Origin of the sequence: Phenylobacterium sp. J426 (genome assembly GCF_024699945.1) — a bacterium.
Taxonomy (GTDB): domain Bacteria; phylum Pseudomonadota; class Alphaproteobacteria; order Caulobacterales; family Caulobacteraceae; genus Phenylobacterium.
This window is the reverse complement of sequence record NZ_JAJOMY010000001.1, coordinates 2474490-2500389: the sequence shown is the minus strand read 5'-3', so window position 1 is coordinate 2500389 and position 25900 is coordinate 2474490. Positions and strand designations below refer to the sequence as shown.

General features: G+C 67.7%; 24 protein-coding genes and 1 pseudogene. 18 read left to right on the top strand and 7 right to left on the bottom strand.

The window, feature by feature from the left end; genetic code table 11:
• Positions 1-44: 44 nt before the first annotated feature.
• The 3 genes from purB to LRS10_RS13095 are packed head-to-tail and all read left to right on the top strand — an operon-like array spanning position 45 to position 3163.
• Positions 45-1361 (top strand): adenylosuccinate lyase, encoded by a 1317-nt coding sequence (gene purB, locus LRS10_RS13105; protein WP_257837653.1) that lies wholly within the window; start codon positions 45-47, stop codon positions 1359-1361.
• Between the two features lie 3 nt (positions 1362-1364).
• The gene (locus LRS10_RS13100; RefSeq protein ID WP_308238019.1) at positions 1365-1715 is read left to right on the top strand and encodes an MmcQ/YjbR family DNA-binding protein; all 351 of its coding nucleotides are present in this window, start codon (positions 1365-1367) and stop codon (positions 1713-1715) included.
• Positions 1716-1744: 29 nt separating this feature from the next.
• On the top strand, positions 1745-3163 hold the full coding sequence (locus tag LRS10_RS13095; protein ID WP_257837652.1) for a coniferyl aldehyde dehydrogenase: 1419 nt from the start codon (positions 1745-1747) through the stop codon (positions 3161-3163).
• A 57-nt stretch (positions 3164-3220) separates the two neighbouring features.
• Here the strand turns inward: LRS10_RS13095 and LRS10_RS13090 are convergent, their stop codons facing one another.
• Positions 3221-3538, bottom strand: coding sequence for a DUF1476 domain-containing protein (locus LRS10_RS13090; protein WP_257837651.1), 318 nt, complete (start codon positions 3536-3538; stop codon positions 3221-3223).
• Positions 3539-3772: 234 nt separating this feature from the next.
• Between LRS10_RS13090 and purC the strand changes: the two genes are divergently transcribed.
• The 5 genes from purC to LRS10_RS13065 are packed head-to-tail and all read left to right on the top strand — an operon-like array spanning position 3773 to position 7802.
• Positions 3773-4528 (top strand): phosphoribosylaminoimidazolesuccinocarboxamide synthase, encoded by a 756-nt coding sequence (gene purC, locus LRS10_RS13085; RefSeq protein ID WP_257837650.1) that lies wholly within the window; start codon positions 3773-3775, stop codon positions 4526-4528.
• Positions 4528-4767: a phosphoribosylformylglycinamidine synthase subunit PurS gene (gene purS, locus LRS10_RS13080; RefSeq protein WP_257837649.1), complete on the top strand. Its 240-nt coding sequence runs from the start codon at positions 4528-4530 to the stop codon at positions 4765-4767. The genes purC and purS overlap by 1 nt, the downstream gene beginning before the upstream one ends.
• Positions 4764-5135, top strand: a complete 372-nt coding sequence (locus tag LRS10_RS13075; RefSeq protein WP_257837648.1) for a hypothetical protein — start codon at positions 4764-4766, stop codon at positions 5133-5135. The genes purS and LRS10_RS13075 overlap by 4 nt, the downstream gene beginning before the upstream one ends.
• A 52-nt stretch (positions 5136-5187) precedes the next feature.
• Positions 5188-5853 carry a phosphoribosylformylglycinamidine synthase subunit PurQ gene (gene purQ / locus LRS10_RS13070; protein ID WP_257837647.1) on the top strand — a complete coding sequence of 222 codons (666 nt, stop codon included), beginning with the start codon at positions 5188-5190 and terminating at the stop codon, positions 5851-5853.
• Between the two features lie 41 nt (positions 5854-5894).
• The gene (locus LRS10_RS13065; protein ID WP_257837646.1) at positions 5895-7802 is read left to right on the top strand and encodes a CocE/NonD family hydrolase; all 1908 of its coding nucleotides are present in this window, start codon (positions 5895-5897) and stop codon (positions 7800-7802) included.
• Positions 7803-7809: 7 nt separating this feature from the next.
• On the opposite strand, the gene LRS10_RS13060 is transcribed toward LRS10_RS13065, so the two are convergent.
• Entirely contained in the window at positions 7810-8340 is a 531-nt protein-coding gene (locus LRS10_RS13060) for a hypothetical protein (protein ID WP_257837645.1), read from the bottom strand.
• Positions 8341-8546: 206 nt separating this feature from the next.
• Here LRS10_RS13060 and LRS10_RS13055 point away from each other — a divergent pair, with 206 nt between their 5' ends.
• Positions 8547-9080, top strand: coding sequence for a hypothetical protein (locus LRS10_RS13055; RefSeq protein WP_257837644.1), 534 nt, complete (start codon positions 8547-8549; stop codon positions 9078-9080).
• On the opposite strand, the gene LRS10_RS13050 is transcribed toward LRS10_RS13055, so the two are convergent.
• Both LRS10_RS13050 and LRS10_RS13045 read right to left on the bottom strand, forming a co-directional pair.
• Positions 9022-9765 (bottom strand): 2OG-Fe(II) oxygenase family protein, encoded by a 744-nt coding sequence (locus LRS10_RS13050; protein WP_257837643.1) that lies wholly within the window; start codon positions 9763-9765, stop codon positions 9022-9024. The genes LRS10_RS13055 and LRS10_RS13050 overlap by 59 nt on opposite strands.
• A pseudogene (locus tag LRS10_RS13045) lies at positions 9762-10281 on the bottom strand (2OG-Fe(II) oxygenase family protein). Before LRS10_RS13045 ends, LRS10_RS13050 begins: the two are co-directional and overlap by 4 nt.
• Positions 10282-10765: 484 nt before the next feature.
• Here LRS10_RS13045 and LRS10_RS13040 point away from each other — a divergent pair.
• The 5 genes from LRS10_RS13040 (at position 10766) to LRS10_RS13020 (ending at position 18712) form a co-directional block, all read left to right on the top strand.
• On the top strand, positions 10766-12874 hold the full coding sequence (locus LRS10_RS13040) for a TonB-dependent receptor domain-containing protein (protein ID WP_257837641.1): 2109 nt from the start codon (positions 10766-10768) through the stop codon (positions 12872-12874).
• Positions 12831-13679 (top strand): TonB-dependent receptor domain-containing protein, encoded by an 849-nt coding sequence (locus tag LRS10_RS13035; protein ID WP_257837640.1) that lies wholly within the window; start codon positions 12831-12833, stop codon positions 13677-13679. The genes LRS10_RS13040 and LRS10_RS13035 overlap by 44 nt, the downstream gene beginning before the upstream one ends.
• Positions 13680-13832: 153 nt before the next feature.
• Entirely contained in the window at positions 13833-16034 is a 2202-nt protein-coding gene (gene purL / locus LRS10_RS13030) for a phosphoribosylformylglycinamidine synthase subunit PurL (RefSeq protein ID WP_257837639.1), read from the top strand.
• Between the two features lie 227 nt (positions 16035-16261).
• Positions 16262-17590: a sensor histidine kinase gene (locus LRS10_RS13025; protein ID WP_257839161.1), complete on the top strand. Its 1329-nt coding sequence runs from the start codon at positions 16262-16264 to the stop codon at positions 17588-17590.
• A gap of 132 nt (positions 17591-17722) precedes the next feature.
• Positions 17723-18712, top strand: coding sequence for a hypothetical protein (locus LRS10_RS13020; RefSeq protein WP_257837638.1), 990 nt, complete (start codon positions 17723-17725; stop codon positions 18710-18712).
• 161 nt (positions 18713-18873) lie between these two features.
• On the opposite strand, the gene LRS10_RS13015 is transcribed toward LRS10_RS13020, so the two are convergent.
• Both LRS10_RS13015 and LRS10_RS13010 read right to left on the bottom strand, forming a co-directional pair.
• A complete protein-coding gene (locus LRS10_RS13015; RefSeq protein WP_257837637.1) occupies positions 18874-19437 on the bottom strand; it encodes an ion transporter in 564 nt (187 codons plus the stop codon).
• The gene (locus LRS10_RS13010; RefSeq protein WP_257837636.1) at positions 19398-19721 is read right to left on the bottom strand and encodes an ion transporter; all 324 of its coding nucleotides are present in this window, start codon (positions 19719-19721) and stop codon (positions 19398-19400) included. The genes LRS10_RS13015 and LRS10_RS13010 overlap by 40 nt, the downstream gene beginning before the upstream one ends.
• 244 nt (positions 19722-19965) lie before the next feature.
• Here LRS10_RS13010 and LRS10_RS13005 point away from each other — a divergent pair, with 244 nt between their 5' ends.
• From LRS10_RS13005 to LRS10_RS12990, 4 genes are all read left to right on the top strand, one after another.
• Positions 19966-20490: a DUF1993 family protein gene (locus LRS10_RS13005; protein WP_257837635.1), complete on the top strand. Its 525-nt coding sequence runs from the start codon at positions 19966-19968 to the stop codon at positions 20488-20490.
• Between the two features lie 272 nt (positions 20491-20762).
• Positions 20763-21389, top strand: a complete 627-nt coding sequence (locus LRS10_RS13000) for a glutathione S-transferase family protein (RefSeq protein ID WP_257837634.1) — start codon at positions 20763-20765, stop codon at positions 21387-21389.
• Between the two features lie 178 nt (positions 21390-21567).
• Positions 21568-21966 (top strand): cupin domain-containing protein, encoded by a 399-nt coding sequence (locus tag LRS10_RS12995; protein WP_374569926.1) that lies wholly within the window; start codon positions 21568-21570, stop codon positions 21964-21966.
• 136 nt (positions 21967-22102) lie between these two features.
• Complete coding sequence (locus tag LRS10_RS12990; RefSeq protein WP_257837632.1) at positions 22103-23692, top strand: AbgT family transporter; 1590 nt, start codon at positions 22103-22105, stop codon at positions 23690-23692.
• A gap of 63 nt (positions 23693-23755) precedes the next feature.
• Here LRS10_RS12990 and LRS10_RS12985 read toward each other — a convergent pair whose 3' ends face one another.
• Entirely contained in the window at positions 23756-25831 is a 2076-nt protein-coding gene (locus tag LRS10_RS12985; RefSeq protein WP_308237956.1) for a TonB-dependent siderophore receptor, read from the bottom strand.
• Positions 25832-25900 lie beyond the last annotated feature (69 nt).

The window sequence follows — 25900 nt, the reverse complement described above, 5'->3', positions numbered from 1 at the left end:
GTCAGATTTGACATCGGGCCGGGGCGCCGGGATATCCCGTCGCCATGATCCCCCGCTACGCCCGCAAGGAAGCCGCCCAGATCTGGGAGCCGCAGACCCGGTTCAAGATCATGTTCGAGATCGAGGCCCACGCCGCCGACAAGATGGCGGAGCTGGGCGTCATTCCGAAGGAGGCCGCCCGCGTCATCTGGGAGAAGGGCCGCGACGCCGTCTGGAACGCCGACCGCATCGACGAGATCGAGCGGGAGGTGAAACACGACGTCATCGCCTTCCTGACCCACGTCACCGAGATCGTCGGCCCCGAGGCGCGCTTCCTCCACCAGGGCATGACATCCTCGGACGTCAACGACACCACTCTGGCCGTCCAGCTCGTCCGCGCCACGGATCTGCTGATCGAGGATGTCGACATGGTGCTGGCGGCGCTGAAGCGCCGGGCCTTCGAGCACAAGCTGACGCCGACCGTCGGCCGCAGCCACGGCATCCACGCCGAACCCACCACCTTCGGCCTCAAGCTCGCCGGCCACTACGCCGAGTTCCAGCGCGCGAAGGAGCGCCTGGCGATGGCCAAGTTCGAGATCGCCACTTGCGCCATCTCCGGCGCCGTCGGCACCTTCGCGAATGTGGCGCCCGAGGTCGAAGCCTACGTCGCCGAGCAGATGGGCCTCGCCGTCGAGCCGGTCTCGACCCAGGTGATCCCGCGCGACCGGCATGCTGCCTACTTCGCCGCGTTGGCTGTCGTCGCGAGCTCCATCGAGCGGCTCGCCGTCGAGATCCGCCACCTGCAACGCACCGAGGTGCTGGAGGCCGAGGAGCCGTTCGATCCGGGCCAGAAGGGCTCGTCGGCGATGCCGCACAAGCGCAACCCGATCCTGACAGAGAATCTGACCGGCCTCGCCCGGCTGGTGCGTTCAGCGGTCGTGCCAGCCATGGAGAACGTGGCGCTGTGGCACGAGCGCGACATCAGCCATTCGTCGGTGGAGCGCGGCATCTGCCCCGACTCAACCGTCCATCTGGACTTCGCGCTGCGTCGCCTGGCCGGCGTTATCGAGCGGCTGGTGATCTATCCGGAGAACATGGCGAAGAACCTCGATCGCCTGGGCGGCCTCGTTCACTCCCAGCGCGTCCTGCTGGGCCTCACCCAGAAAGGCCTCAGCCGCGAGGCGAGCTACGCCGCCGTCCAGCGCAACGCCATGAAGGTGTGGCGCGGAGAGGGAAACTTCCTCGACTTCCTCAAGGCCGACCCCGAGATCACCCTTTCAGACACCGAACTCGAGCAGCTCTTCGACCTCGGCTATCACTTCAAGAACGTGGACGCCGTCTTCGCCCGTGTCTTCGGCCAGGAAGCCAAACAGGGAGCCTAGCCAATCGCTAGCTTCGAGGATCTCCGCCAACTGGCGCTCGCCCTACCGGGCGCGCGCGAAGTCGACTGGAAGGGCGCGCCCTACTTCCAGGTGGGCTCGAAAGCCTTTGCCCTGGGCTGGGGCGGACGCGCGGTGCTGAAGCTTGACCGGGACCACCAGGAACTCCTCTTCGAAGCCCGTCCGGACACTTTCGAGCCGTTCCGGTTCGGTCCGAACCGCTGGGCCTACGTGGAGCTCGCCAGGATCGACGAGGCGGAGCTGACCGATCTGGTCCGCGAAGCCTGGGCCGGCGTCGTGCCTAAACGGGTCAGCCGCCCCTTTTTCGAAACCCTTGACCGCCGCGGCGTCAGCTAGTCGCCTCTTCCCCAACGGGAGGACGCGACATGGACATGCAAGGCATCCTGCAACGCCAGAAGGCGGCTCATCTGCGCGACGGTGCGCCATCGGCCGAGGAGCGCATCAACCGCATTGACCGCTGCATCCGGCTGCTGATCGAGAACCGCAAGGCCATTGAGGATGCGCTAAACGCGGACTTCGGTTCGCGCTCACGAGAGGCAACGGCCTTCACCGATGTATCGGGGTCGATCGCACCGCTGAAGCACGCCAAGGCGAACCTGCGGAAGTGGATGCGGCCGGAGAAGCGCAAAACGACGCCCGCGATCCTGGGCCTGTTCGGCGCCAAGGCCGAGGTCCGGTTCCAGCCGAAGGGTGTCGTGGGCGTCATCAGCCCCTGGAACTTCCCGGTAAACCTCACCTTCGCGCCGTTAGCGGGCATACTGGCAGCCGGCAATCGGGCGATGATCAAGCCTTCTGAGTACACGCCGGCCACGTCCGAGCTGATGCAGATCATGTTCGGCTCTGCGTTCTCCGAGGAGGAGATCGCGGTCGTGACGGGCGGACCGGACGTCGGTGAGGCTTTCGCGCGTCTGCCCTTCGACCACCTGATCTTCACCGGCGCCACGGGTGTCGCCCGCCACGTGATGCGCGCCGCCGCCGAGAACCTGGTGCCGCTGACCCTGGAGCTGGGCGGGAAAAGCCCCGTGATCCTGGGCAAGCACGCCGACCTCGACGTCGCCGCAGCGCGGATCATGAACGGCAAGACGCTGAACGCCGGGCAGATCTGCCTGGCGCCCGATTACGTCCTGGCCCCGGCCGACAAGGTGGACGGTTTCGTCGAGAGCGCCAGGCGGTCCGTGGCCAAGATGTTCCCCACCATCAAGGACAACCCCGACTACACGGCGATCGTCGCGCAGCGTCACTACGAGCGGATCATGGGCTACGTCGACGAGGCCCGCGCCAAGGGCGCTCGGGTGGTCGAGCTCAAGCCGGACGGCGAAGACTTGTCGCAGCAGGAGCACCGCAAGATCGCACCGACGCTGATCCTCGACCCCACAGACGACATGAAGGTGATGCAGGAGGAGATCTTCGGCCCGGTCCTGCCGGTGAAGACCTACCGCACCGTGGATGAGGCCATCGCCTACGTGAACAAGGGCGAGCGGCCGCTCGGCCTCTACTACTTCGGCGTCGACGAAGCAGAGCGGGAGAAGGTGCTGGCGACCACGACGTCCGGCGGCGTCACCGTCAACGACGTGATCTTCCACGTGGCCCAGGAGGAGCTCCCGTTCGGCGGCGTCGGCCCGTCCGGCATGGGCAGCTATCACGGCGTCGGCGGCTTCCGGGAGTTCAGCCACCGGAAGGCGATCTACACCCAGATCAAGAAGGACATCGGCCCGCTGCAGGCCATGCGCCCGCCCTATGGGGCCGGCATACGGAAGTATCTCGACAGCCAGATGAAGGCCTAGAAGCGCGAAGGGCGCGCCACGAGGCGCGCCCTTACGCTTCCGGCTCTCGTGCGTGAGCTAGTTGCCGCTCTTCACGCTCTCACGGGCTTGCGCGAGCAGTTCGGCCATCTTCATCCGGACCTCGCCTTCCGTCGCAGACACTCCGGCCCCTTTGAGATCCTCGAAGACCTTGCGGAACACGTCTTCGTCGCCAGGGAGTTCGAGGTCGGATTTCACGACCGCCTTCACGTACTCGTCGACGTTCTGCAGCCCCATAAGCCCGGCAGCCCACTGGCCCAGCGCCTTGTTCCGCCGCGCGTGAGCCTTGAACTCCTGCTCTTCGTCCAGGGCGAACTTCTTCTCAAAGCCCTGCTCGCGGTCGTCAAAGGTGGTCATCTGTGTCCGAAGGTCCGTATCTCGAAGCGGGCGTTCCCATAGCCCGCGCCAGCGCGCCCCGCAATCGAAAGCGGCGGCCTTTCCGCCACGTTTGCGTGGGCTCGCTGCATCCGCTAATTTCGCGCCGCCTGAATTGGGCGAGACCCCTGAGTCGGAGCCGCGCGCGAAAAAATCGGACGCGCGCGTTTTTCGTTCTGCCGACCAGCCAACCCTCGCCATGGAGAAGGCCGTTCGATGACCCGGCGTAAGAAGATCTATGAAGGCAAGGCCAAGATCCTCTACGAAGGTCCGGAGCCCGGCACCCTCATCCAGTACTTCAAGGACGACACGACCGCCTTTGACGCGACGAAGAAGGCGGTGCTGGAGGGCAAGGGCGTCATCAACAACCGGATCTCCGAGTACATCATGACCCGGTTGAACTCGATCGGGGTGCAGAACCACTTCATCAAGCGGCTGAACCTCCGCGAGCAGCTGATCCGCGAAGTGGAGATCATCCCTCTGGAGGTGGTCTGCCGAAACGTGGCGGCCGGTTCGCTGTCGAAGCGTTTCGGCCTGCCCGAGGGCCAGGCCCTGCCGCGCTCGATCATCGAGTTCTACCTGAAGGACGACAAGCTTCACGACCCGATGGTCGCCGAAGAGCACATCACCGCCTTCAACTGGGCCACCACCCAGGAGATCGATGACATGATGGCGCTCACCCTACGGGTGAACGACTTCCTGACCGGGCTGTTCGGCGGCGTCGGCATCACCCTGGTGGACTTCAAGATCGAGTTCGGCCGCATCTGGGAGAACGACTTCTCCCGCATCATCCTGGCCGACGAGATCAGCCCCGACAGCTGCCGGCTGTGGGACAGCCAGACCAACGAGAAGCTGGACAAGGACCGGTTCCGCCGGGACCTGGGCAACGTCATCGAGAGCTACACCGAGGTGGCTCGCCGTCTCGGCATCATGAAAGAGATGCCGACCGTCATCCAAGGGGGCCTCCACTAGTGCGCGCGAAAGTCCACGTGTTCCTGAAGCCGGGCGTCCTGGACGTGCAGGGCAAGGCCGTCGAACAGGCGCTGCACGGCCTCGGCTGGGGCGGCGTCGAGCACGTCCGGGTCGGCCGCACGATCGAGTTCGACCTCAAGAGCGCCGACGCTGCGGCGGCCGAGGCCGAGGTCAAGGCGATGTGCGAGAAGCTGCTCGCCAACACCGTCATCGAAAGCTACCGGGTGGAGGTGGCGTGAAGGCGTGGGCGGTCTTCGCCGCCCTCCTCACGCTCGGGGCCTGCTCGGACCCAGCTGAAGCGCCGGTCACCTACAAGGCTCTGGACTGCGGCCAGCCCTTCGAGGCCCAGGCCGCCGCGCTCGTTGCGCAGCCGCAGCTTGTGCCCGCGCCCAAGGATCCAGCTGAGCCCTACCGCTTCTATTCCAGCAGCGACGGCCGCACCTCCTACCTGATCACCGAACCGGCCGCGCCGGGGCACCCGGCGATCATGATGCAGCAGGCCAAGGGCTCGGATGTGGTCACCACCGGATGCCCGTACGGCGACAAGGCCGGCTTCGACCAGTTGCATGCCTACCTCGATGGATTGAAGCACTGGCGGCGCCAGTGATCTTCACCGCCGCGCTTGACGACTCCCCTCCCCTCGACCACCTGAGGCGCCCATGACTAAAGCCGCCGTCATCGTCTTCCCGGGCTCCAACTGCGATCGCGACTGCAAGGTCGCCGTCGAGCGCTCCACCGGTGCTCAGGTCGAGATGGTCTGGCACGGGGACACGACGCTGCCCAGCGGCGTTGATCTGGTAGTCCTGCCGGGCGGCTTCTCGTACGGAGACTATCTGCGCTGCGGCGCTATGGCTTCGCTGTCGCCGATCATGTCCGACGTGGTTGCGGCTGCGGAGCGCGGGGTGGCGACGGTCGGGATCTGCAATGGCTTCCAGATCCTCTGCGAGGCGGGCCTGCTGCCCGGCGCCCTGCTCCGCAACGAGAAGCTTAAGTACGTGTGCAAGCCGATCGAACTGGAGGTCACGAACGCTCAGACGCGCTTCACCGCTGGGTACAAGGGCCGCCGCCAGGTCTCGATGACCGTCGGCAACGGCGAGGGCAACTTCTTCGCCGACGAGGAGACGCTGGACCGTCTCGAGGGCGAGGGCCAGGTGGTGTTCCGCTACCTCGAGAATCCCAACGGCTCGCAGCGCAACATCGCCGGCATCATAAATGGCCGCGGCAACGTGCTCGGCATGATGCCCCACCCGGACCGCGCGTTCGAAGCCGAGCTCGGATCGGCAGACGGCGCAACCCTGTTCCAGAGCGCACTCGCCAGCGCCTAACGCTCAGGCTAGCGTCCCCGCATCGTTCTGTGGGGATGTTCATGACCTTGAAGACCTTGCTGCGCGCCGCTGTCGCGTGCGCCGCCATTGCGCTGCCCGCTCGGGCTCAAAATGCGGCGCAGACCCCGCCGATGACGCCGGACATTCCGGCGAAGTTCGTCGCGCCCACCGCCGCCTACGACTACGAGCGGCGCGAGGTGATGATCCCGATGCGCGACGGCGTGAAGCTCTACACGGTCATCATTGTGCCGAAGGGCGCGAAGGACGCGCCGATCCTGCTCACGCGCACGCCCTACAATGCCAAGACGCCAAGCAAGCGGTTCAACTCGCCCTACGCCTCGGCGACGGGCGCCCAGGTGGACGAGGCATTCCTCGCGGACGGCTACATCCGGGTCTATCAGGACGTCCGCGGCAAGCACGCCTCTGAGGGCGAGTATGTGCTGACCCGTCCTCTGCGCGGGCCCCTGAACAACACGCCGGTCGACCATTCCTCCGACGCCTTCGACACCATCGACTGGCTGGTGAAGAACACGCCGGAGACCAACGGCCGCGTCGGCGTGACGGGCTCGTCCTATCCGGGTTTCACGGCCGCGATGGCGCTGATTGACCCGCATCCGGCGCTGAAGGCCGCCGTGCCGCAGAGCCCGATGATCGACGGCTGGATGGGTGACGACTGGTTCCAGAACGGCGCCTTCCGTCAGACCATGCTGGACTGGTTCATGAACCAGATGACCGAGAAGGGCTCCGGTCCCGACTTGCCCCGTGAGACCGTGGACGACTACGAGAACTTCCTGCGCGCCGGCAACGTCTGGGAGTTCGGCAGGCGCGCCGGCCTCGACCAGATCCCGGCCTTCCGCAAGATCGTCGAGCATCCCGCCTACGATCAGTTCTGGCAGGAGCAGGCGCTCGATAAGCAGCTAGCGAAGCGCCCGCTGAAGGTGCCGACGCTCTGGGTCGGTTCGCTCTACGATCAGGAAGACATCTACGGCGCGGTCCACGCCTATCAAGCGACGGAGACAAAGGACGCCAACAACGACATGAACTTCCTGGCGTTGGGCGCCTGGCGCCACTCCGGCGTCAACTACGAGCAGCGCGCGCTGGGACCTGTGAAGATGCCCGGCGACACCGCCACCGAGTTCCGCCTGAAGGTGATGAAGCCGTTCCTCGATCAATATCTGAAGACGAACGGCAGAAAGGCCGACATCGCGCCGGTGACGATGTTCGAGACCGGGACGCTGCAATGGAAACGTTACGACCGCTGGCCCCAGGCCCAAGTTCTGAAGCCGCTTTATCTGCAGCCTGGCCTCAAGCTAGCTTTCGAGAGACCTGTCGGCGCGGCCTACGACGAATACGTCTCGGATCCCGCCAAGCCCGTTCCGTTCGTCCCCAGGCCGGTGCGTGCCGATGACGCCGACCAGTGGCGTTACTGGCTGGCGTCAGATCAGCGGCATGCCGCCACCCGCCCCGACGTGTTGGTTTATGCATCGGAGCCGCTGAAAGAGCCGCTGAAGATCGCCGGCGAGCCGGTCGTGAACCTGTTCGCATCGACCAGCGGCACGGACAGCGACTGGGTCGTGAAGCTCATTGATGTCCAGCCCGACTTCGTCGCGTCGGACCTCGGCATGAGCGGCTACCAGCTTCCGGTCTCGATGGAGATCTTCCGCGGCCGTTACCGCGACAGCTACGAGAAGCCTTCGGCAATCCCGGCGGGCAAGGTCCAGAAGTACCGCTTCGAACTGCCCACCGCGAACCACGTCTTCCTGCCGGGGCACCGGATCATGGTGCAGGTCCAGTCCAGCTGGTTCCCGCTGTATGACCGCAATCCGCAGAGTTATGTTGAGAACATCTTCATGGCCAAGCCCTCTGACTACCGGAAGGCGACCCAGCGGGTTTTCCATACTGGGGCCACCTCCTCGGCCATCGAGCTGCCGATCGTGCCTCTAGACTAGGGACGGACTACTCACTGCGCCTGGCTCGGACGCCGCGCGCATCGCCAACCTTCAAGAAGAAGCTGCCCAACGCGGCGCGGCGGACCTCGACCGGCGCGCCAATTTTGGGCCTCGGCGAGATCGCGCCGTTGTCAATCTGTCGCCAGGTGGCGCCGCTCTTCAGTTGGAAGACCCAGCGGCCGCTTGCTTCCTGTGAGGCGCGCACCAGTTCGTCCGTTACGCTCTCCAGCGGCCCCTCGCTGCCCGCAGCACGATCGAACAAAGCTAGCGATGGGAGGTTCAAGCCGAACGCTCCGCGCTGGGCGTCTTGCGCCTCCTTACGGCGGATAATGCTGATCTCGCCGGCGCTAACTTGCTCATTCAGCGCCTGATACGCGGCGTCGTAGCATGCCGCCTTCGTCGATGGCTCTTGCAGGACCGTGCAGGCGGCCAAGCCCTTCAGTGTGGCATCCGCTGGTTCCGCCATCGCGGTCAGCGGCGCAAGCGACGGCAACGCCGCAACGATCCCTGCAGCCCACCAGGATAGTTCTCCGCGCATGGTCGCTTCCTCCGGGCCGTTTCGCGCCACTCGGACTATCCGACGGTGAGCCCCTCCGTCGAGCGCGGCGTTAAGGCGCAGCTCGAGCGAGCCACTTCCAACTGAACGCGTATCAATGTTACTTGCCTCATAGGCGTGCAACTGAGCTGTTACATCGGGGGGTGTAAGTGGACGGATCCGGGCCCATGGGGTCCTCAGCGGCAGGGATGGTCGACGAGGCGACGGCCGCAATCGCGCTGGATGCGCTGGGAGACCTCCCGGCCGCCAAGCGAATAGCCGCGGCAACGTTATATCTGCAGAGCACCCGGTCCATGAACCGGGAGGCAGCTCTGTCTTGCGCAGCACGCGTCTATGCCGACAGGCTGGGCCCGACCCCGGGCGGGCTGAAGAAGGTGGTGTCCGAGGGCCGCGCTATCCTGCAGTTCGGCTTTTTCGAAATGCGACCGCCCGAAGCAGCGGCAGACCTGCCGCCCCATGATCTTCTCTGCGTGCTTGAAACGGCTGTCCGCCGGGTCAATCTGCGCGAGGTGACCAGAGCCCGCGCACTGGCTTTTGCCGGCGGGCGGGGCGGCCGGCCCGCGGCGCGGGCCAGCGCGGCCTACTCTGCAGTGCGAAAACTGATGGGCTTGGCGGAGGCTGGTGACGCTGCGGCTCGGGCGGAGTTGACGGCGATCCGCGATCTCATCGGGCAGGCGGCGGCTTTGCCGCATAGGGCGGATCGTCCCGCAGCCAGCCGGTGATGGCGAATCGAGGGCGGGCGGCGTAAGGCGCAACCGGCGCCACGGAGTGCCACTGCGGCGTCTTGAAGAGCGTCAGCACATTGAACTTGGGCGTAAAACCGCGCGTCACGTCGCCCATTGCATCGTGGAACAGGAGTTGCCCGCCCCAATCGGGGCGCCATTCTCGGGTCAGGCCGATCGTGTAGGCTGCGCGGCGCTCCCCGTCCCCACGGTCGTCATGCAGCGTCAAGTAGTGACCCGGCCGGTAGTGGCTGGCTTGAGCATCCACCTTAACCACCGGTTCGCCCGTCACCTCGTGGGCGAACGCCATGAATTCCGGACCATTCAGGAATTCAGTAACCCGATGCAGGGGGTGGCCAGGATCACGGCCACCGAGGTAGGCCTCGATCATCGGATAAACGTAATAGAGGTAGGCGAAGCCGGCTGCCGCCCGCCTTCCGGTCTCTTGCAGCCTCGCCTGCAGTTCGCTCCTATGTAGCGGCTCAAGCGCTGCAGCATCCACATAGATCGGTTCGCCTGCGGGCCCCGAGTGGACGAGGCGCCAAGGGGTCGCTCGCTCAAGCGCGTCGGCGAGCGCCTCAGCTATCTGCGGCGCCAACAGGTCCGGGATCTGCACCCAGCCATCGCCTTCATAAGCTTCACGGAAAGCCTGTGGGTTGAGGGTCGGGTTCAGCCAGCCGCTCATCGTTTCGGCTCCCGGATGAACCAACCTGTGATCGAGAGACGCGGAGTCTCCGCGTACGCCGCCACAGGAGCCACGGAATGCGCGGTCGGCACTCTGAACACCGTCAACACATTAAACCGCGGCGCGAACCCGCGAATGATGTCCCCCCTCGGCATCATGGAAGAGTAATTGACCACCCCAATCCGGCCGCCAACCCCGGGTGAAGCCGAGAGTAAACGCTGCGATGCGGTCGTCCCTCGAGTGGCTGTCGTCATGCACCGTGAGGAAGTCGCCGCGCCGGTAGTGGCTCGCTTGGACCCGCACGCCGTCGACGTGTTCCCCAACAATCTCACCCGCAAAATCCAAGAACTCACGGCCCTGCAGGAACTCAGTGACGCGTGCGATCGGCTCGTCAGCCCCGCGCGCATACTCGTCCTGCAACGCGTAGCTCCGATGGATGAAGGAAAAGCCGCTCGAGGCACGCTTGACGGTATCGCTGAGGAAGGTGCGAACCTGCTGCTCACCGAAACGCCGCATCACCTCGTCATTGATCACCAGGGTCTGACCGCCTTCATCCGGTGCCACGATCACATACGGTAGCCGGGGAAGCAGGTCTCCGACCGCATCGGCTGCCGGTGCGTCCAAGAAGTCCGCCGCTTGAACGACGCCGACGTCGCGATACCGCTCGGTCAACGCCCGAGCGGATTGTCCGGGGCGGATATGAATAGGCGGCAGGCTCAAGGTGGAATCGCTCCGAACCCAGGTTGACAAGCGAGCTTAGCAGGGCTGCTGCAGTATCGCGTCTGGCGCCGAATAAAGTGACCAAAATGTAACACCGCTACGCGTTGTTACTGAAAATCACCGTTCCACGGTCACATGCGACGAAGAGCACCTTGACCGTGACCGAGCTTCGCCACACCCCGGATAACAGAGCTCGCCAAAGGGGTTGGCGAGGGGGGCATGGTGGGCGCCGCTTTTGCGTGCGCCGCCCTGCGAGCTACTTTTGGAGCATTCCAGAATGATGAGATCGTCCAACCGTGCGCGCCTTATGGCGTCGACGGTCTTCGGCGCTGTGCTGGTGGCCTCCCCGGCCTTGGCGCAGGAAGTCGAAGAACTGGTCGTCACGGGCTCGCGCATCGCGCGCCAAGACCTGACCTCGGTCAGCCCGGTCGCGACCGTTGGCGAGGCCGAGATGAAAGCTCAAGGTGTCGTCAACACCGAGAACTTGCTGGCCACCCTGCCGCAGGCCGCGCCGGGCGTGACCGGCACCGTGAACAATGGCAACGGCGGCGTGTCCACGGTCAACCTCCGCGGCCTGGGCGCGATCCGTACGCTCGTCCTGGTTGACGGTAAGCGCCAAATTCCGACGACTTCGACCGGCACCGTCGACATCAACCTGATCCCGCCGGCGATGATCGACCGGATCGAAGTGATGACCGGCGGCGCCTCGGCGGTCTACGGCTCGGATGCGATCTCGGGCGTTGTGAACTTCATCCTGAAGCGCAACTTCGAGGGCTTCGAGTTCCGCGGAGGCTTCTCGGCGACTGACGAAGGCGACGCCAAGATCTACGACGCTTCCGCCACGACCGGCGTCAGCTTCGATCGCGGTAACGTCATGGTCAGCCTCGGCTACAACAAGCGCGAGCCCTTCTTCCAGGGTGACCACCCCTCCGACAAGCTGCACCTGTCGCTCGGTGAGCCGCCGGCTTCAGCTGCCGGTACGCTGATCTTCTCGGGCTCCGGCTCCGAGGAAAACGGTCGCGTCAACCCGTTCGTCGCCGGCCGGTTCGTCACGCTCCCGGGCCAGCCGAACCTGGCGGCCAATTCGGCGCTCTTCCTGCAGAACGGCGACGTGCGTCTCTACCGTGGCGCTCCGGACACCTACAACTTCGCTCCGGTCAACTACACGCAGACCCCGCAGGAACGCTACTCCGTCACGGCGATCGGCCGCTACGACCTTACCGACACGATCGAAGCGACCCTGAAAGGCAACTTCGTCAACAGCCGGATCACGACCCAGCTCGCCCCGACGCCCATCGGCAGCCGGACGTTCCGTTTCACGCTGGACAACAACCCATTCCTATCTGCCGCCGCCAAGCAGGCGCTGAATACGCTGGGTTCGACGACGCCGTATACGATCCCGGCCTCCTCGTCCTGGACCGCGGGCACATTCACCGACGTGGACACGGATGGCGACGGGATCTTCGAGACCGTCACGGGCGTGTTCAACCGCCGCCTGACTGAAGTTGGTCCGCGTATTTCCAACTTCAACTTCTACGGCTTCCAGATGCAGGGAGGCCTGAACGGCAAGGTCGACGCGATCAACGGGGCGTGGGAACTGGGCGTCCAGTACGGCAACACGCACGGTTCGAACTCGCTGCTCGGCGATACGAGCCTGGCTCGCATCCAGCAGGCTCTGCTTCTGAATGCCTCCGGCACCGGTTGCTTGGATCCGTCGGGCGGCTGCGTCCCGCTGAACTTCTTCGGCCTCGGCCGGATCAGCCCTGAAGCGGCGCGGTTCATCTCGACCCGCATCAACTCGACCCAAGACTTCGAAGAGATCATCGCCCAGGCCTTCCTGAGCGGCGACACCGAAAACTTCTTCAGCCTGCCGGCTGGCCCGATCGGCTTCGCCGTCGGCGCCGAGTACCGCTCGGACGAGTTCGCCTTCCGGCCCAGCCAGGACCTGGCGGTCGGTAACCTGACCGGTTTCAACGCCTCGCCGCCGGTGTCGGGCTACATTGATGTTTATGAGCTCTACGGCGAAACGCGGGTCCCGCTTCTGAAGGACCTCCCGTTCGTCAAGGACCTGTCGCTGGAACTGGCTGGCCGTCTGTCTGACTACTCGTCGCAAGACAAGCTGACCAAGACCTACAAGGTCGCCGGCGACTGGGCCGTGAACGACGACCTGCGGCTGCGGGCGTCGTACAACCGAGCCGTCCGCGCTCCGTCGGTGGGTGAACTCTTCGCCCCCCATCAGCAACGGCTTCCCGACCGCCACCGACCCCTGCTCGGCTCAGGGCAACCCGACCGCGGCTGTCCGCCAAGCCTGTATCAACTCGGGCGTCGCGGCCAATCTGGTCGGCGTGATCCAAGCCAACCAGCAGACCCAGACCCTGACGGGCGGTAACCCGAACCTCGAGCCGGAAGTGGCCGACACCTACACGGCGGGCGTTGTGTGGACGCCCTCGTTCGTCCCGGGCCTTTCGGTGACCGTCGACTACTTCAACATCAAGATCGACGACTACATCGCCTCGTTCGGCGGCAGCACGGCCAACGTTCTGAGCGTCTGCTACCGCAACGCCCAGGTGAACGGGAACCCGACGTCGCCGTATTGCCGTGCGGTGAACCGCCTCTCCAACGGCTCGATCGACTTCGTCTCGCTGCAACTGCAGAACGTCGCGAAGCAGACGACCGAAGGCGTGGACATCCAGGTCTCCTATCAGTTCGACCTGGTCGACGTTGGCCTGCCCGACTGGGGTTCGCTCGCGATCCGCACGCTGTACACCAACACGTGGGACCTCACCTTCACGCCGGACGAGATTTCGGCTCCGCTGAAGTGCGCCGACAAGTTCGGCCCGAACTGCAACGGCGGCGGCACCGGCATCACGCCGCGGCACAAGGTGAACACCTCGGTTCGCTGGGCGTACAAGAACTACGGCGTCAACGTCATCTGGAACCACCTGGACGACGTGATCGACGACAACCCGGCCTCCAACTTCACCGTCGAGAAGATCGGGGCCAAGAACTACATCAACCTGTCCGTGGACTGGGAAGCGACCGAGAACGTGGCGTTCACCGCCGGCGTGCGCAACCTGACCCAGGAGTCCTACCCGGTCTTGGGCGGCAACGCCTCGCCGCCGAACAGCGGCTACCCGAACACCTACGACGTTCTGGGCCGCGTGTTCTTCGCGAACTTCACCCTGCGGTACTAAAGCTGGGAGAGCCGGCCGGCGGGCCCACAACCGCCGGCCGTCTTTGGGGGAAAGGGCGCTGTGTTCCTGGCAGCGCCCTTTTTCTTTGCCTGCAGCGCGGGCGAGGGCCTGGGGCTATCGCCCTTGCGGGAGAGTCCCGCTATTAGGCGCGGCATGAGCGCCCAGCCTGCACAGACCCTGGCCGAGAAGGCCGCCGAGTACGGCCTGAAGCCGGAAGAGTACGACCTGATCGTCAAGCGGCTGGGCCGCGAGCCGAACGACGTCGAGCTGGGCGTCTTCTCGGTGATGTGGTCCGAGCACTGCTCCTACAAGTCGTCGCGGAAGCACCTGGTGAAGTTCCCGACCAAGGGGCCGAAGGTGATCTGCGGGCCGGGCGAGAACGCCGGGGTCGTCGACATCGGCGACGGCCAAGCCGTTGTTTTCAAAATGGAAAGTCACAACCACCCGTCCTACATCGAGCCCAACCAGGGCGCGGCGACGGGGGTCGGCGGCATCATGCGCGACGTCTTCACCATGGGCGCGCGCCCCATCGCCCTGCTGAACGCCCTGCGGTTCGGCGACCCCAGCCACCCGAAGACCCGGCGCCTGGTGCAGGGCGTGGTGGCCGGCATCGGCGGCTACGGCAACTGCGTGGGCGTGCCCACGGTGGGCGGCGAGACGAACTTCCACCGCGGCTACGACGGCAACATCCTGGTCAACGCCATGTGCGTGGGCCTGGCCGACGCGGACAAGATCTTCTACTCCGCCGCCCCCGCCGCAGGCCTCCCCGTCGTCTACTTCGGCTCCAAGACCGGCCGCGACGGCATCCACGGCGCCACCATGGCCAGCGCCGAGTTCAGCGAGGACGCCGAGGAGAAGCGCCCGACCGTCCAGGTCGGCGACCCCTTCGCCGAGAAGCTGCTGATCGAGGCCACCCTGGAGCTGATGGCCACCGGCGCCGTCGCCGCGATCCAGGACATGGGCGCCGCCGGCCTCACCTCCTCGTCGGTCGAGATGGCCGGTAAGGGCGGCGTCGGCATCGAGCTCGACCTCGATCAGGTGCCCCAGCGCGAAGAGGGCATGACCGCCTACGAGATGATGCTGTCGGAGAGCCAGGAGCGGATGCTGGCCATCCTCAAGCCCGGCCGCGAGCGCGACGGCCACGCCATCTTCGAGAAGTGGGGCCTGGACGCCGCCGTCATCGGGACCACCACCGACACCGGCCGCATCGTGCTGAAGCACCGGGGCGAGGTGGTCTGCGATGTGCCGCTGGCCCCGCTCAGCGACGACGCCCCGCTGTACGACCGCCCCTATGTGGCCCAGGCGCCGCAGCCGCGGCTGGACCCGGCGCAGGTCCCCGCCCCCACCGACTACAAGGCGGCGGTCCTGACGCTGATGGGCTCGCCCGACATGGCCTCCAAGCGCTGGATCTGGGAGCAGTACGACCGCCACGTGATGGCCGACACCCTGGAGGACAGCGCCACCGGCGCCGACGCCGGCCTGGTGCGGGTGCACGGCACGCGCAAGGCGCTGGCCGTCACCTCCGACGTCACCCCGCGCTATGTGCAGAACGACCCCTACGAGGGCGGCAAGCAGGCCGTCGCCGAGGCCTGGCGCAACCTGACCGCCGTGGGCGCCACGCCCATCGCCATCACCGACAACCTGAACTTCGGCAATCCCGAGCGGCCCGAGATCATGGGCCAGATCGTCGGCGCCATCGAGGGCATGGCCGAAGCCTGCCGGGCGCTCGACTTCCCCGTCGTCTCCGGCAACGTCAGCCTCTACAACGAGACCAACGGGGCGGCCATCCCGCCCACCCCCACGGTCGGGGGCGTGGGCCTGATCGCCGACTACGCCCACCGCGCCGACTTCTCCAACCTGAAGCCCGGCGAGACCCTCATCCTGCTGGGCGTGACCCTGGGCGAGCTCGGCGCCTCGATGTACCTGCGCGAATGCCTGGGCCGCGAGGACGGCGCCCCGCCGCCCGTCGACCTGGCCACCGAGAAGCGGGTCGGCGACCTCGTCCGCACCCTGATTCAGGCCGACCAGGTGAAGACCGTCCACGACCTGTCGGACGGCGGCCTGGTGGCTGCGGCGGCGGAGATCGCGCTGGCGTCCAATGTCGGCGTCCGGCTGAACATCGAGCCCGGCCCCCGCGCGCACGCGCTGCTCTTCGGCGAGGACCAGGCGCGCTACCTGGTGGCCGTCGAAGACCCGGCCGACGTCCTTGCCGCCGCCGGCAAGGCCGGCGTGCTGGCCGACGTGGTCGGCGTCGCCGGTGGCGAGGCGCTGAGCTGCCCTGGGCTGTTCGAGCTGAGCCTGGACGAGCTGCGGCAGACGCACGAGGGCTGGATGCCGGGGTGGATGGGGGACTGACCGCCCCCCTTCCCGAGCCGGCCGGAACTGCAGCGCCGTCGCGCACGTTGACATCAAGCTGCAGCATGGGGGGAAGCGGCGTGGCGGTGCAGCTTGCGCGCAATTCGTCTCTGACGCCGGGGCCGGACGCCTCCTCCGCCGGCCGGACCGGGCGCGAGCCTGGTACGGGCGCATGACCGCCACCCCCTCGGACGACGACGACGGGCGCCCGCACGCGCGCGGCGACTCTGGCGGCCGAAGCGGCGCTCTGGCGGGCGATGTTCGAAAGCTCGGGCCTGATGGCCGGCGCGTTCGAGCTGCTGGAAGACGACTACCGCTACCTCCTGGCCAACCCGAAGACCGCCGCGTTCTACGGTCTCGCGCCGGAGGACCTGATCGGCCGGACCGGTCGCGAGCTGGGGGTCGGCGAGCCGCATTTCACGACGCGCATGAAGACGCTCCGCCACTGCTGGCGAAGTGGCGAGACCCTCAGCCGCGAATATGCCTTCGACCACGCCGGCCGCAGCGGCTGGTTCCTAGGCACCTTCTCGCCGATCCCGGGCGAGGTCCCGCGGATTTCGTTCGTGCTGGTGGACGTCACCGAGCGCAAGCTCGCCCAGCTGGAGGCGCAGCGGCAGCAGGCGCGCCTGGAGCTGGCCCTGAGCGCCGGCGGGCTCGGGTTCTGGGAGTTCGACCTGGCGCGCGACGTCGTCACCTGGGACGACCGCACCCGTGAGCTGTTCGGCGTCGCCCCCGACGCGCCGATGGATTACGCAACCTACGCCGCCCGCCTGCGGCCGGAGGAGGCGCCGGAGATCCGCGCCCGGTTCGAGGCGGCGCTCAAAGGGGAAGGCGGCGGCCGCTACAGCGTCGTGCACCGCGTCGAGGGGCGCGACGGGCTGACCCGCTGGGTGCGCGGCCACGGGCAGGTGCTGTTCGACCCGACGGGCGCGCCCACCCACGTGCTGGGGACGCTGCAGGACGTGACGGAGGAGGTGCAGCATCGGGAGAACCAGGCGCTGATGCTGGCCGAGCTGAACCACCGGGTGAAGAACAACCTGGCGACGGTGCAGTCGATGGCGGCCCAGACCGCGCGGCGCGCCGAGAGCGTGCCGCAGTTCTTCGCGGACTTCGAAGGGCGGCTCCTGGCCCTAGCCCGGTCGCACGACGTGCTGACCCTCAACAGTTGGGCGGGCGCCGAGTTGTCGACGGTGCTGGAACGCGAGCTCGCCGCCTACAGCGACCGCGTGCGGCTGCGCGGGCCGAAGGTGCAGCTCGACGCCGCCGGCTCGGTGGCGATGGCGATGGTGGCGCACGAGCTGGCGACCAATGCGGCGAAGTACGGGGCGCTGTCGTCGCAGGACGGCGTGGTGGAGGTCGTGTGGACGCGCGAGGGCCCGCGGCTGGCGCTCACGTGGACCGAGCGCGGCGGACCGCCGGTGACGCCGCCCGCGGCGCTGGGCTTCGGGAGCCGGCTGATCGCGAAGCTCGCGGCCGGGGATCTGCGGGGCAGCGCCGAGCCCGCGTATGAGCCGGAGGGGCTGGTGGTGCGGTTGACGGCGGCGGTGCGGGCGTAAGGGCGCCTGTGCCGCGAGGGCGCTGAGTGGGTTGCAGCCTGAACGCGCGCCCCCCGGCGGCGCCTCGGCTGGAGCAACTTGACGGCGTTTGGCGGCGGGCTAACAGGGGCGCGTCTCTGCCGGAAGGACCCGATGGACCTCGCCGATATCGAACGAGTGGCCGTCTTCTGTCCGGTTTCGGCGAGCGGCGGACCGGAAGCGCTGCACCAGCTGTCCCACGCCTTGCGCCGCGGCGGCGTGGACTGCTCCATGATCTACACCGACGCCCGCCACCACACTCACGTGGCTTCCGAGCACATCGAGAACGACGCGCCTCGAGCTCCCGAGATGCTGCAGTTCTACGCCCAGTATGCGCCGACGCATGCGGCTCGGCTGCCCTGGGATGCCCGGAGCCTCGTCATCCTTCCCGAGGGCATGGCGCATCTGCATCGGCTGTTCGGGGTGGGGAAGGTCGCGATCTGGTGGCTTTCCGTGGACAATGCTTACGCGATCATCCCGGAGCTCCGCGACAGGGCGTTCGAGCGGGAGCTATTCGGTCGTGTCGACCTGATCCATCTGCACCAGAGCGCCTACGCGCGGGATTTCCTGAAGCGGATGGGCGCCGCGGACGTGCGGGAGCTGAGGGACTACACCTCTCCGATCTTCACCCGCAGCCCGGCCGCCGCACCGTCGGCGAAGCGCATCTGCGCCTACAATGTCGCCAAGGGCGGCGACGCTGGCGACCGCTTCTTCAGCCAACACCCGCAGCTTAGCGGCCTGCGCCTGCAGGGCTTCAGCAAGGCGCAACTGCAGGAGGTTTTCTCCCAGACCCGGGTCTACATCGACTTCGGTCACTTCCCCGGTCAGGACCGCATGCCGCGAGAGGCCGCGATCTGCGGCGCGGTTGTCTTCCTGCACCGGAAGGGCGCGGCCGCCGTGCAGGAGGACTTCCCCCTCCCCGACGCCTTCAAGTTTTCAGAGGAGGACCTGCAATCCGGCGAGCTTGCACGTCGGGTGGAGGCCGTGCTGGCCGAGCCGACGCTCGCGTGGATGCAGCAGGAGGACTTCCGGGCGATGATCCGCGGCGAACAGGACGCCTTCCAGCGCCAGGTCAGCGCTCTCGTCCCAACGACCGCCCTCTAGGCGGCAGCCGCGCGCGACGCCCCGGCGCGCGGACGGACTTATCACTTCGGGTCGCCTGGTATCTGTCCGACGCGAGCTCGCCGCCCTGCGGCGTCACGGCCTCGGGACCGGCAAGGCCGGCGCGGCTGGAAGCCGCCATGCTGGGCGAAGTCCGACGGAGCTCAACCTCGTCCCGCAAGGGCGGCGCGGAGCTGGGCGATCTCCTGACGCAGCGAGGACACGTCTGCGCTCAAGGCGGCCATATCGGCGGCCTCCAGCTCATGGACGCGCCTGCGCTCCTCGCTCGCGCGGAGGAGTTCGACCTCGATGTGGTGGCGCTCCCCCTTGGCCGCTTCCTCATGCTCGCTCTGCATGGCGTTGACGACGATGCCGATGAAGAGGTTCAGCATGGTGAACGTCGTGCAAAGGATGAAGGGCACGAAGAAGACCCAGGCGTAGGGATAGACCTCCATCACAGGGCGCACGATGCCCATCGACCAGCTTTCCAGGGTCATGATCTGGAACAGCGAGTAGGCGGATAGCGGGATCGAGCCGAACCACTGGGGGAAGCTTGCGCCGAACAGCTTCGTGGCCATCACCGAGGCCACATAGAAGATCAGGCCCAGCAGCAGGACGATCGACCCCATCCCCGGAAGGGCGCTGATGAGCGCCCCAACGACGCGGCGCAACGACGGCACCACGGTGATCATCCGCAGAACGCGAAGCACCCGCAGGGCGCGCAGCACCGCGAAGGCCCCGCGGCGGGAACGAGGGCGATCCCGACGATGACGAGATCGAACAGGCTCCACGGGTCCCTGAAGAAGGCCGAGCGATGCACGGCGATCCGAGCCGCGATCTCGAGCACGAAGACGGCGAGGATGGCCTGATCGATCACCAGCAGAGCCGGGCCGAAATTGGCCATGGCCCAGGGGCTGGTCTCCAGCCCCAGCGTCACTGCATTGACGATGATCAGGATGGTTATGGCCCACTCCGTCCTGGGCGACTTAACCACCGCCTTGAGGCGTTCCAACGAGGGGCTCCACATAGGTCAGCGCAGAAGTTCGGCTATCTGCCGCAAAGCCACTCGAAGCGCTAGGCGCGCGATCCCTCCAGGCTGCGGCCCGCACGATCAAGAGGCGCCGGCCGGTCCTGGCGGAACCCGAGAGCTGGGTGTCGTCTCGCGGACCGATTTGGTAAGGCTCGGCGCAGTCCCGGCCGTTGGCCCCGGCGTCAGCGCGCTCGGGCTCGCCGCGCGCCAGAGAACAGGAAACCAGATGAGCTTCTCGTTGCATGCGGCGACCATCCCGCCCTACCTGCAGATCCTCGGCTCGGTCGCTCGCCTCGTGGACCGCGCCGAGGCGTGGTGCGCGGAGACCAATACGCCGGCCGAAGAGATCATCAACGCGCGCCTGATCGCCGACATGCTGCCCTTCACCTATCAGGTGAAATCCACCGCCGAGCATTCCATCGGCGCCGTCCAGAGCGTCCGTGAAGGGTTCGCGACGCCGAGCCTGGCGATGCCGCCGGCGACGTTCGCCGAACTTCGCGACAAGGTCGCCGCCGCCCGCACAGACCTGGCGGCGCTCGAGCCTGCCGAGATCGACAGCTTCGTCGGCAAGCCCGTGCGCTTCGAGTTCAAGGGCATGAAGCGCGACTTCACCGCCGAGAACTTCCTCATCGGCTACGCGCTGCCGAACTTCTACTTCCACGCCGTGACCGCCTACGACCTGTTGCGGGCCCGCGGGCTGCAGCTGGGCAAGCGCGACTTCCTCGGCGATCTGCCCGCGACGTCTGCGTAACGTCGGCAGTCTCGTACACGGCCGACCCTAAGGGGCTGACGGGTCCCGGTCTTCGCCTGCGGCGAAACGGGGACGACAGCTGAAGGTGTGGCGCGGGCGGGCCGCGGAAGCCGCCTGCCCCCTCCGCCATCGGCTCTGCGGCCTCGGCCGACGGTCCCCCTCCCGCCGCTTCGCGGGGAGGCAGAGCCTGAACGGATGGGCGCGTGGGCCGTCGGGATGGGCGGGGCGCCGGGCGTGGTGTAGCTCGTCAGGACGTACGGAGGCGCAAGGGCATGATCACGGTCTGGGGCGGGAGCACCTCGCGGTCGCTGCGGGTGGTGTGGCTGCTGGAGGAGATGGGGCTGCCCTATCGGGTGCGGCAGGTGGACATGCTGGCGCCGGCGAAGGACCCCGCCTGGCTGGCGGTGAACCCGGGCGACTTCCTGCCGGCGATCCAGGACGGCGACGTCACCATGGTCGAGTCGGTGGCGATCCTGGAATACCTGATGGGCCGCTATGGGCCGACGCCCTTGCAGCCGGCGCCGATGGATTCGGCGTTCGCCGCCTATCAGCAGTTCCTGCACCTGGGCGAAGCGGGGCTGGCGACGCTGATGATGGTTCCGCTGGTGAGCGGCTTCCTGGCGCCCGAGGCGGATCGGGACAACTGGGGCGCCCGCTGGGCGCGGGACTGCGTCGAGCGGCGGCTGTTGCTGGTGCGGCGGCAACTGGAGCGCGCGCCCTACATGGCGGGCGAACGGTTCACCGCCGCCGACATCTCGGTGAGCTATGCGCTGCGGCTGGGGGCGAACCACGCGGGGTTCGCGCTGGGCGACGCCGAGCAGGCGTATCTGGCGCGCACGACGGAGCGCGAGGCGTACAAGCGGGCGCTTGCGCGGTCGCACGAGGGGCCGGCCGCCTAGCGCAGGCGCGGAGGTCGCCGGGCGGCCGCACCCGGTTCAGATAATGGGCGGGAGCGCGCGGCGGGCGGGTGGTACAGTGAACGCCGGTCGGGGGGCGCTTTGAAGGAGGCGCTCTCATGAACTCCATGCTTCCCGCAATGGCGGCGGCCGCGGCGCTGGCGGCGCCCGCCGCAGCCGGATGGGCCGCCCCCGCGGGCGAGGCTCCCATCGCGCTCGGGGCCGCCGACCCCGGGCTGACCTGGGGGCCCTGCCCCCGATCTTCCCGGCGGGATGCCAGATCGCGGTGCTGCACGGGGACCCGGCCAAGCCCAACGCCGACGTCTTCCTGCGGGTGGCCGGCGGTCAGCGGCTGCCGGCGCACACCCACACCTCGGCCGAGCGGATGATCTTGGTCAGCGGCGCGCTGCGGGTGAAGTACCAGGGCGCACCGGCAGTGACCCTGACGCCGGGCATGTACGCATTCGGGCCGGCGGGCCGGCCGCACGAGGCGGACTGCCAGGCGGGCGCGGCCTGCACCCTGTTCATCGCCTTCGAGGGACCGGTCGACGCGGCGGCGCACCCGGGCAAGCTCGACTAGCGAACGCTTCGCCGCCGGCCGAACGCCGGCCGTCCGTCGTCCATCGCGCCATGTTCCTGATGCAAGCGGCGCGCGGCTGCGCTTAGATGGCCGCCGCCGCGAGCGGCGGTCCAGGTTCGGCGGAGGGCTTCAACGGATGAGTGCTGAGGCGAAGGAACAGGCCGGCGGGATCCTGCGCTGGATCGAGCGGACCGGTAATCGGCTGCCCGATCCCGTCTTCCTCTTCGTCTATCTGATCGGCGGACTCATCCTGATCAGCGTCGTGGCCAGCGCGCTGGGGGTGTCGGCGGTCCACCCGACGCAGCGGGATCCGGAGACCGGGGCGCTGGCCGTGGTGGCGGCCCAGAGCCTGGTCTCGGCCGACAACATCCGCCGGCTGTGGGTGGAGATGCCCACGACGTTCACCCACTTCCACCCGCTGGGCTATGTGCTGGTGGTGATGCTGGGCGCGGGCGTGGCCGAGCGCTCGGGGCTGTTCGGCACGGCGATGAGCGCCGCCGTGCGGGGCGCGCCGAGGGTCCTGCTGACCCCGCTGGTGGCGCTGGTGGCCATGCTGGGCAACCTGGCGGCGGATGCGGCCTATGTGGTGCTGATCCCGCTGGCCGGCGCGCTCTACGCCGCGGCGGGCCGGCATCCCGTGGCGGGCATCGCGGCGGCGTTCGCCGGCGTCTCGGGCGGGTTCTCGGCCAACCTGCTGCCCGGCCAGCTGGACGCCCTGCTGTTCGGGATCACCGAGGCGGCGGCCGAGACCCTGGCGCCGGCCTGGGACGCGAACATCGCCGGCAACTGGTTCTTCATCTCGGCGATGACGGCGGTGTTCCTGCCGGTCATCTGGTATGTGACCGACCGGGTGGTGGAGCCGCGGCTGGGCCGATACAGCCCCGCCTCGGCCGCCGAGGCGGCGGCGGAGAGCTCGGCTGAGACGGTGGCCGACGCGCCGCTGACGGCCGAACAGAAGCGCGGCCTGCGGGGCGCGGGGCTCGCCGCGGCGGGCGTGGCGGCGCTCTGGCTGTTCTTCACCCTGGGCCCGGGCACGCCGCTGATCGACGAGACGGCGGCGGCGACGGGGCGGCTGACGCCCTTCTACCAGTCGCTGGTGGCGGGCTTCTTCATCCTGTTCCTGGCCACCGGCTGGGCCTACGGGCGGGCGGCCGGGACGGTGAAGACGCACCGGGACCTGGTGAAGATGATGGCCGGGTCGATGGGCGACATGGCCTATTACCTCGTGCTGGCGTTCGCCGCGGCGCACTTCGTGGCGATGTTCAACTGGTCGAACCTGGGCCTGATCACCGCCGTCCACGGCGCCGCCGGCCTGCAGCAGCTGTCCCTGCCCGCCCCGGCGCTGCTGGCGATCATCGTGCTCTTCACCGCGGGCCTGAACCTGTTCGTCGGCTCGGCCAGCGCCAAGTGGGCGCTGCTGGCGCCGGTGCTGGTGCCGATGCTGATGCTGCTGGGGATCAGCCCCGAGGCGACCACGGCGGCCTACCGGGTGGGCGACGGGGCGACCAACATCATCACCCCGCTGATGGTCTACTTCCCGCTGATCCTTGTGTTCTGCCAGCGCTGGCAAGCGGACTTCGGCATCGGCAGCCTGGCGGCGACGATGACGCCCTATTCGATCTGGCTGCTGATCTCGGGCATGGCGCTGGCGGTGGTCTGGGTGGCGCTCGGCGTCCCCCTCGGCCCGGGCGCGCCGGTGTCCTACGCGCTGCCGGGCGGCCCCTGACGACTCCGGCGACCAGCCGCCGGGGCTGGCGTGGACGCCATCGCGGAGGCGGCGGGAGAGGCGCTAGAACGCCACCCGCAGCCGCCCGGTGATCGTGCGTGGCGCGCCCGGCGTGATCCAGACGTCGCTGTAGGAGCTCTCCAGGTAGTAGGCGTCGAACAGGTTCTCGACGTCGAGGTGAAGCGAGAGCCTGTCGGTCAGCTGGTAGGCGACGTTGGCGCGGACGGTGACGTAGTCCGGCAGCCGAAAGCCGCTGTTGACGTCGTCGCCTGGCCGCTTGCCGACATAGATGAGGCCGCCGCCCAGGCTGAGCGAGCCGGGCGCTTCGCCGTTCGAGCGCCAGTTGGCGTAAACCGCGCCGGAATGCAGCGGAACGTTGCTCAGCCGGCTGCCGACGAGGCCGGGTCGGGTGTCGCGGGTGATCTTGGTGTCGGTGTAGGCGTAGACGGCGGTGGCCGTGACGCCGGCCGGCAGGGCGAGGTTCGCCTCCACCTCAAGACCCTGGCTGCGCGCGCCGCCGACGGGCACGAAGAAGCCGCTGTTGGCCGGATCGTTGACGAGGATGTTGTCCTTCTCGATCCGGAACAAGGATGCCGTCCCGGTGAGGTCCCCGAGATCCCATTTCACGCCCGCTTCCCACGCCTCGCCCTTCTCGGGCGGGAAGGCGCCGCCGGCCGCATCCGCGCCCTGGTTGTAACGGAACGAACGGCCCCAGCTGGCGTAGGCCGAGAAGCTCTCGGTCGGCGACCAGGTCAGGGCGGCGCGCGGCGAGGCCTGGGAGGGCGACTGCCGCGTGACCTGGCCATTGCGGTAGTTGGTGTTGGTCTGCCGGACCCAGTCCTGGCGGACGCCGAGCAGCAGGGTGAACTGTTCGCCGAGAGTGACGAGGTCCTGCAGATAGAGGCTCTCGCCGCGCAGCTCCTCCAGCAGGTCCTGGTTCAGCGGTGCGGTGGGCTTGGGCTGTCCATAGGTTGGGTTGAAGATGTCGACGGCGTAGGGGTTCGCCGCCGACGGACTGAAGCGCCAGAAGATCCGACGCTGGTCGTAGGTGAAGGCGTCGGCGCCCACGCGCAACTGGTGCTCCAGGCCGCCCAACGCGCCGTCGAAGCTGAGCTCGATGCGGCCGGACAGATCCTCCCAGTCGTAGGCGTGGATGCGGAGCTGCCGGCGGAGTTGCGTACCCACCAGCGCCGCGTTGTGGGTCGACTGGCCCTCGAAACTTCCGTCCCGATACTGCACGCCCGCCTCGACCGCCACGGACGGGCTGAAGTTGTAGGTGGCGGTGAGCTGGTGCTGCAGCGTCTTCTGCTCGATCTCGCCGTCGTTCGGCTCCCCCAGGAAGCGGTCGCGGGGCAGCGCCTTGCCATCGCCGGCGAACGCCACCAGGCCGCGGTCGTGCACGAAATGCACCTCGTTCGCCTCGAGCTGATAGAGCAGGCGCAGGTCGTCCGAGGGCTCCCAGGCCAACGAGGGCGCCAGCAGCAGCCGGTCGCTGCCCACGAAGTCGCGCCAGCCGTCGGTGTCCTGATGGACGGCGATCATCCGCGCCGAGACGCCGCCCCCTAACGGGCCCCCGACGTCGCCCATCGCCCGCCGGGTGTCGAAGCTGCCGTAGGCGAGCTCGGCCGAGGCGTGCGGCCGGTTCCGAGGAGCCTTGGTGACGATGTTGATCGACCCGCCGGGCTCGCCTTTGCCGGAGAGCGCCGAGGCGGGGCCCTTGAGCACCTGGAACAGCTCCACGGTCGCGACGTCGCGTCGTGCGTTGAAGCCCCGATTGGCCGTGAACCGGTTCACCAGCAGGTCGGGTCCCTGGTTGATGTCGCCCGAGAAGCCGCGGATCGCGTAGGCGTCCCAGGCGCCGCCGAAGCTGTTCTGCCGGGCCATGCCGCCCGCGTAGTCGAAGATGTCCGACAGGTTCGCGATGCCGGTGTTCACGATCAGCGCCTCGTCGAGCACCCGCACGCTCTGCGGCAGCTTCAAGGGCTCTATGTCCATGCCGTTGATGCTGGCGCTGGCCGCCCGGGAGCCGGTGACAACGACGGCCTCCAGGTCGCTCGCCGTCGCTTGAGCGCACGCGGCCGAAGCGGCGGCCGCCGCCGAGGTTCCGGCGAGAAGCGCCGACACGAACTGCTTGAACATCCCAATCCCCGAACCGCGTAACGCCGGTCGTCCGCCGATGGCGCTACGGATAAGCGGCGCCTTGATCGC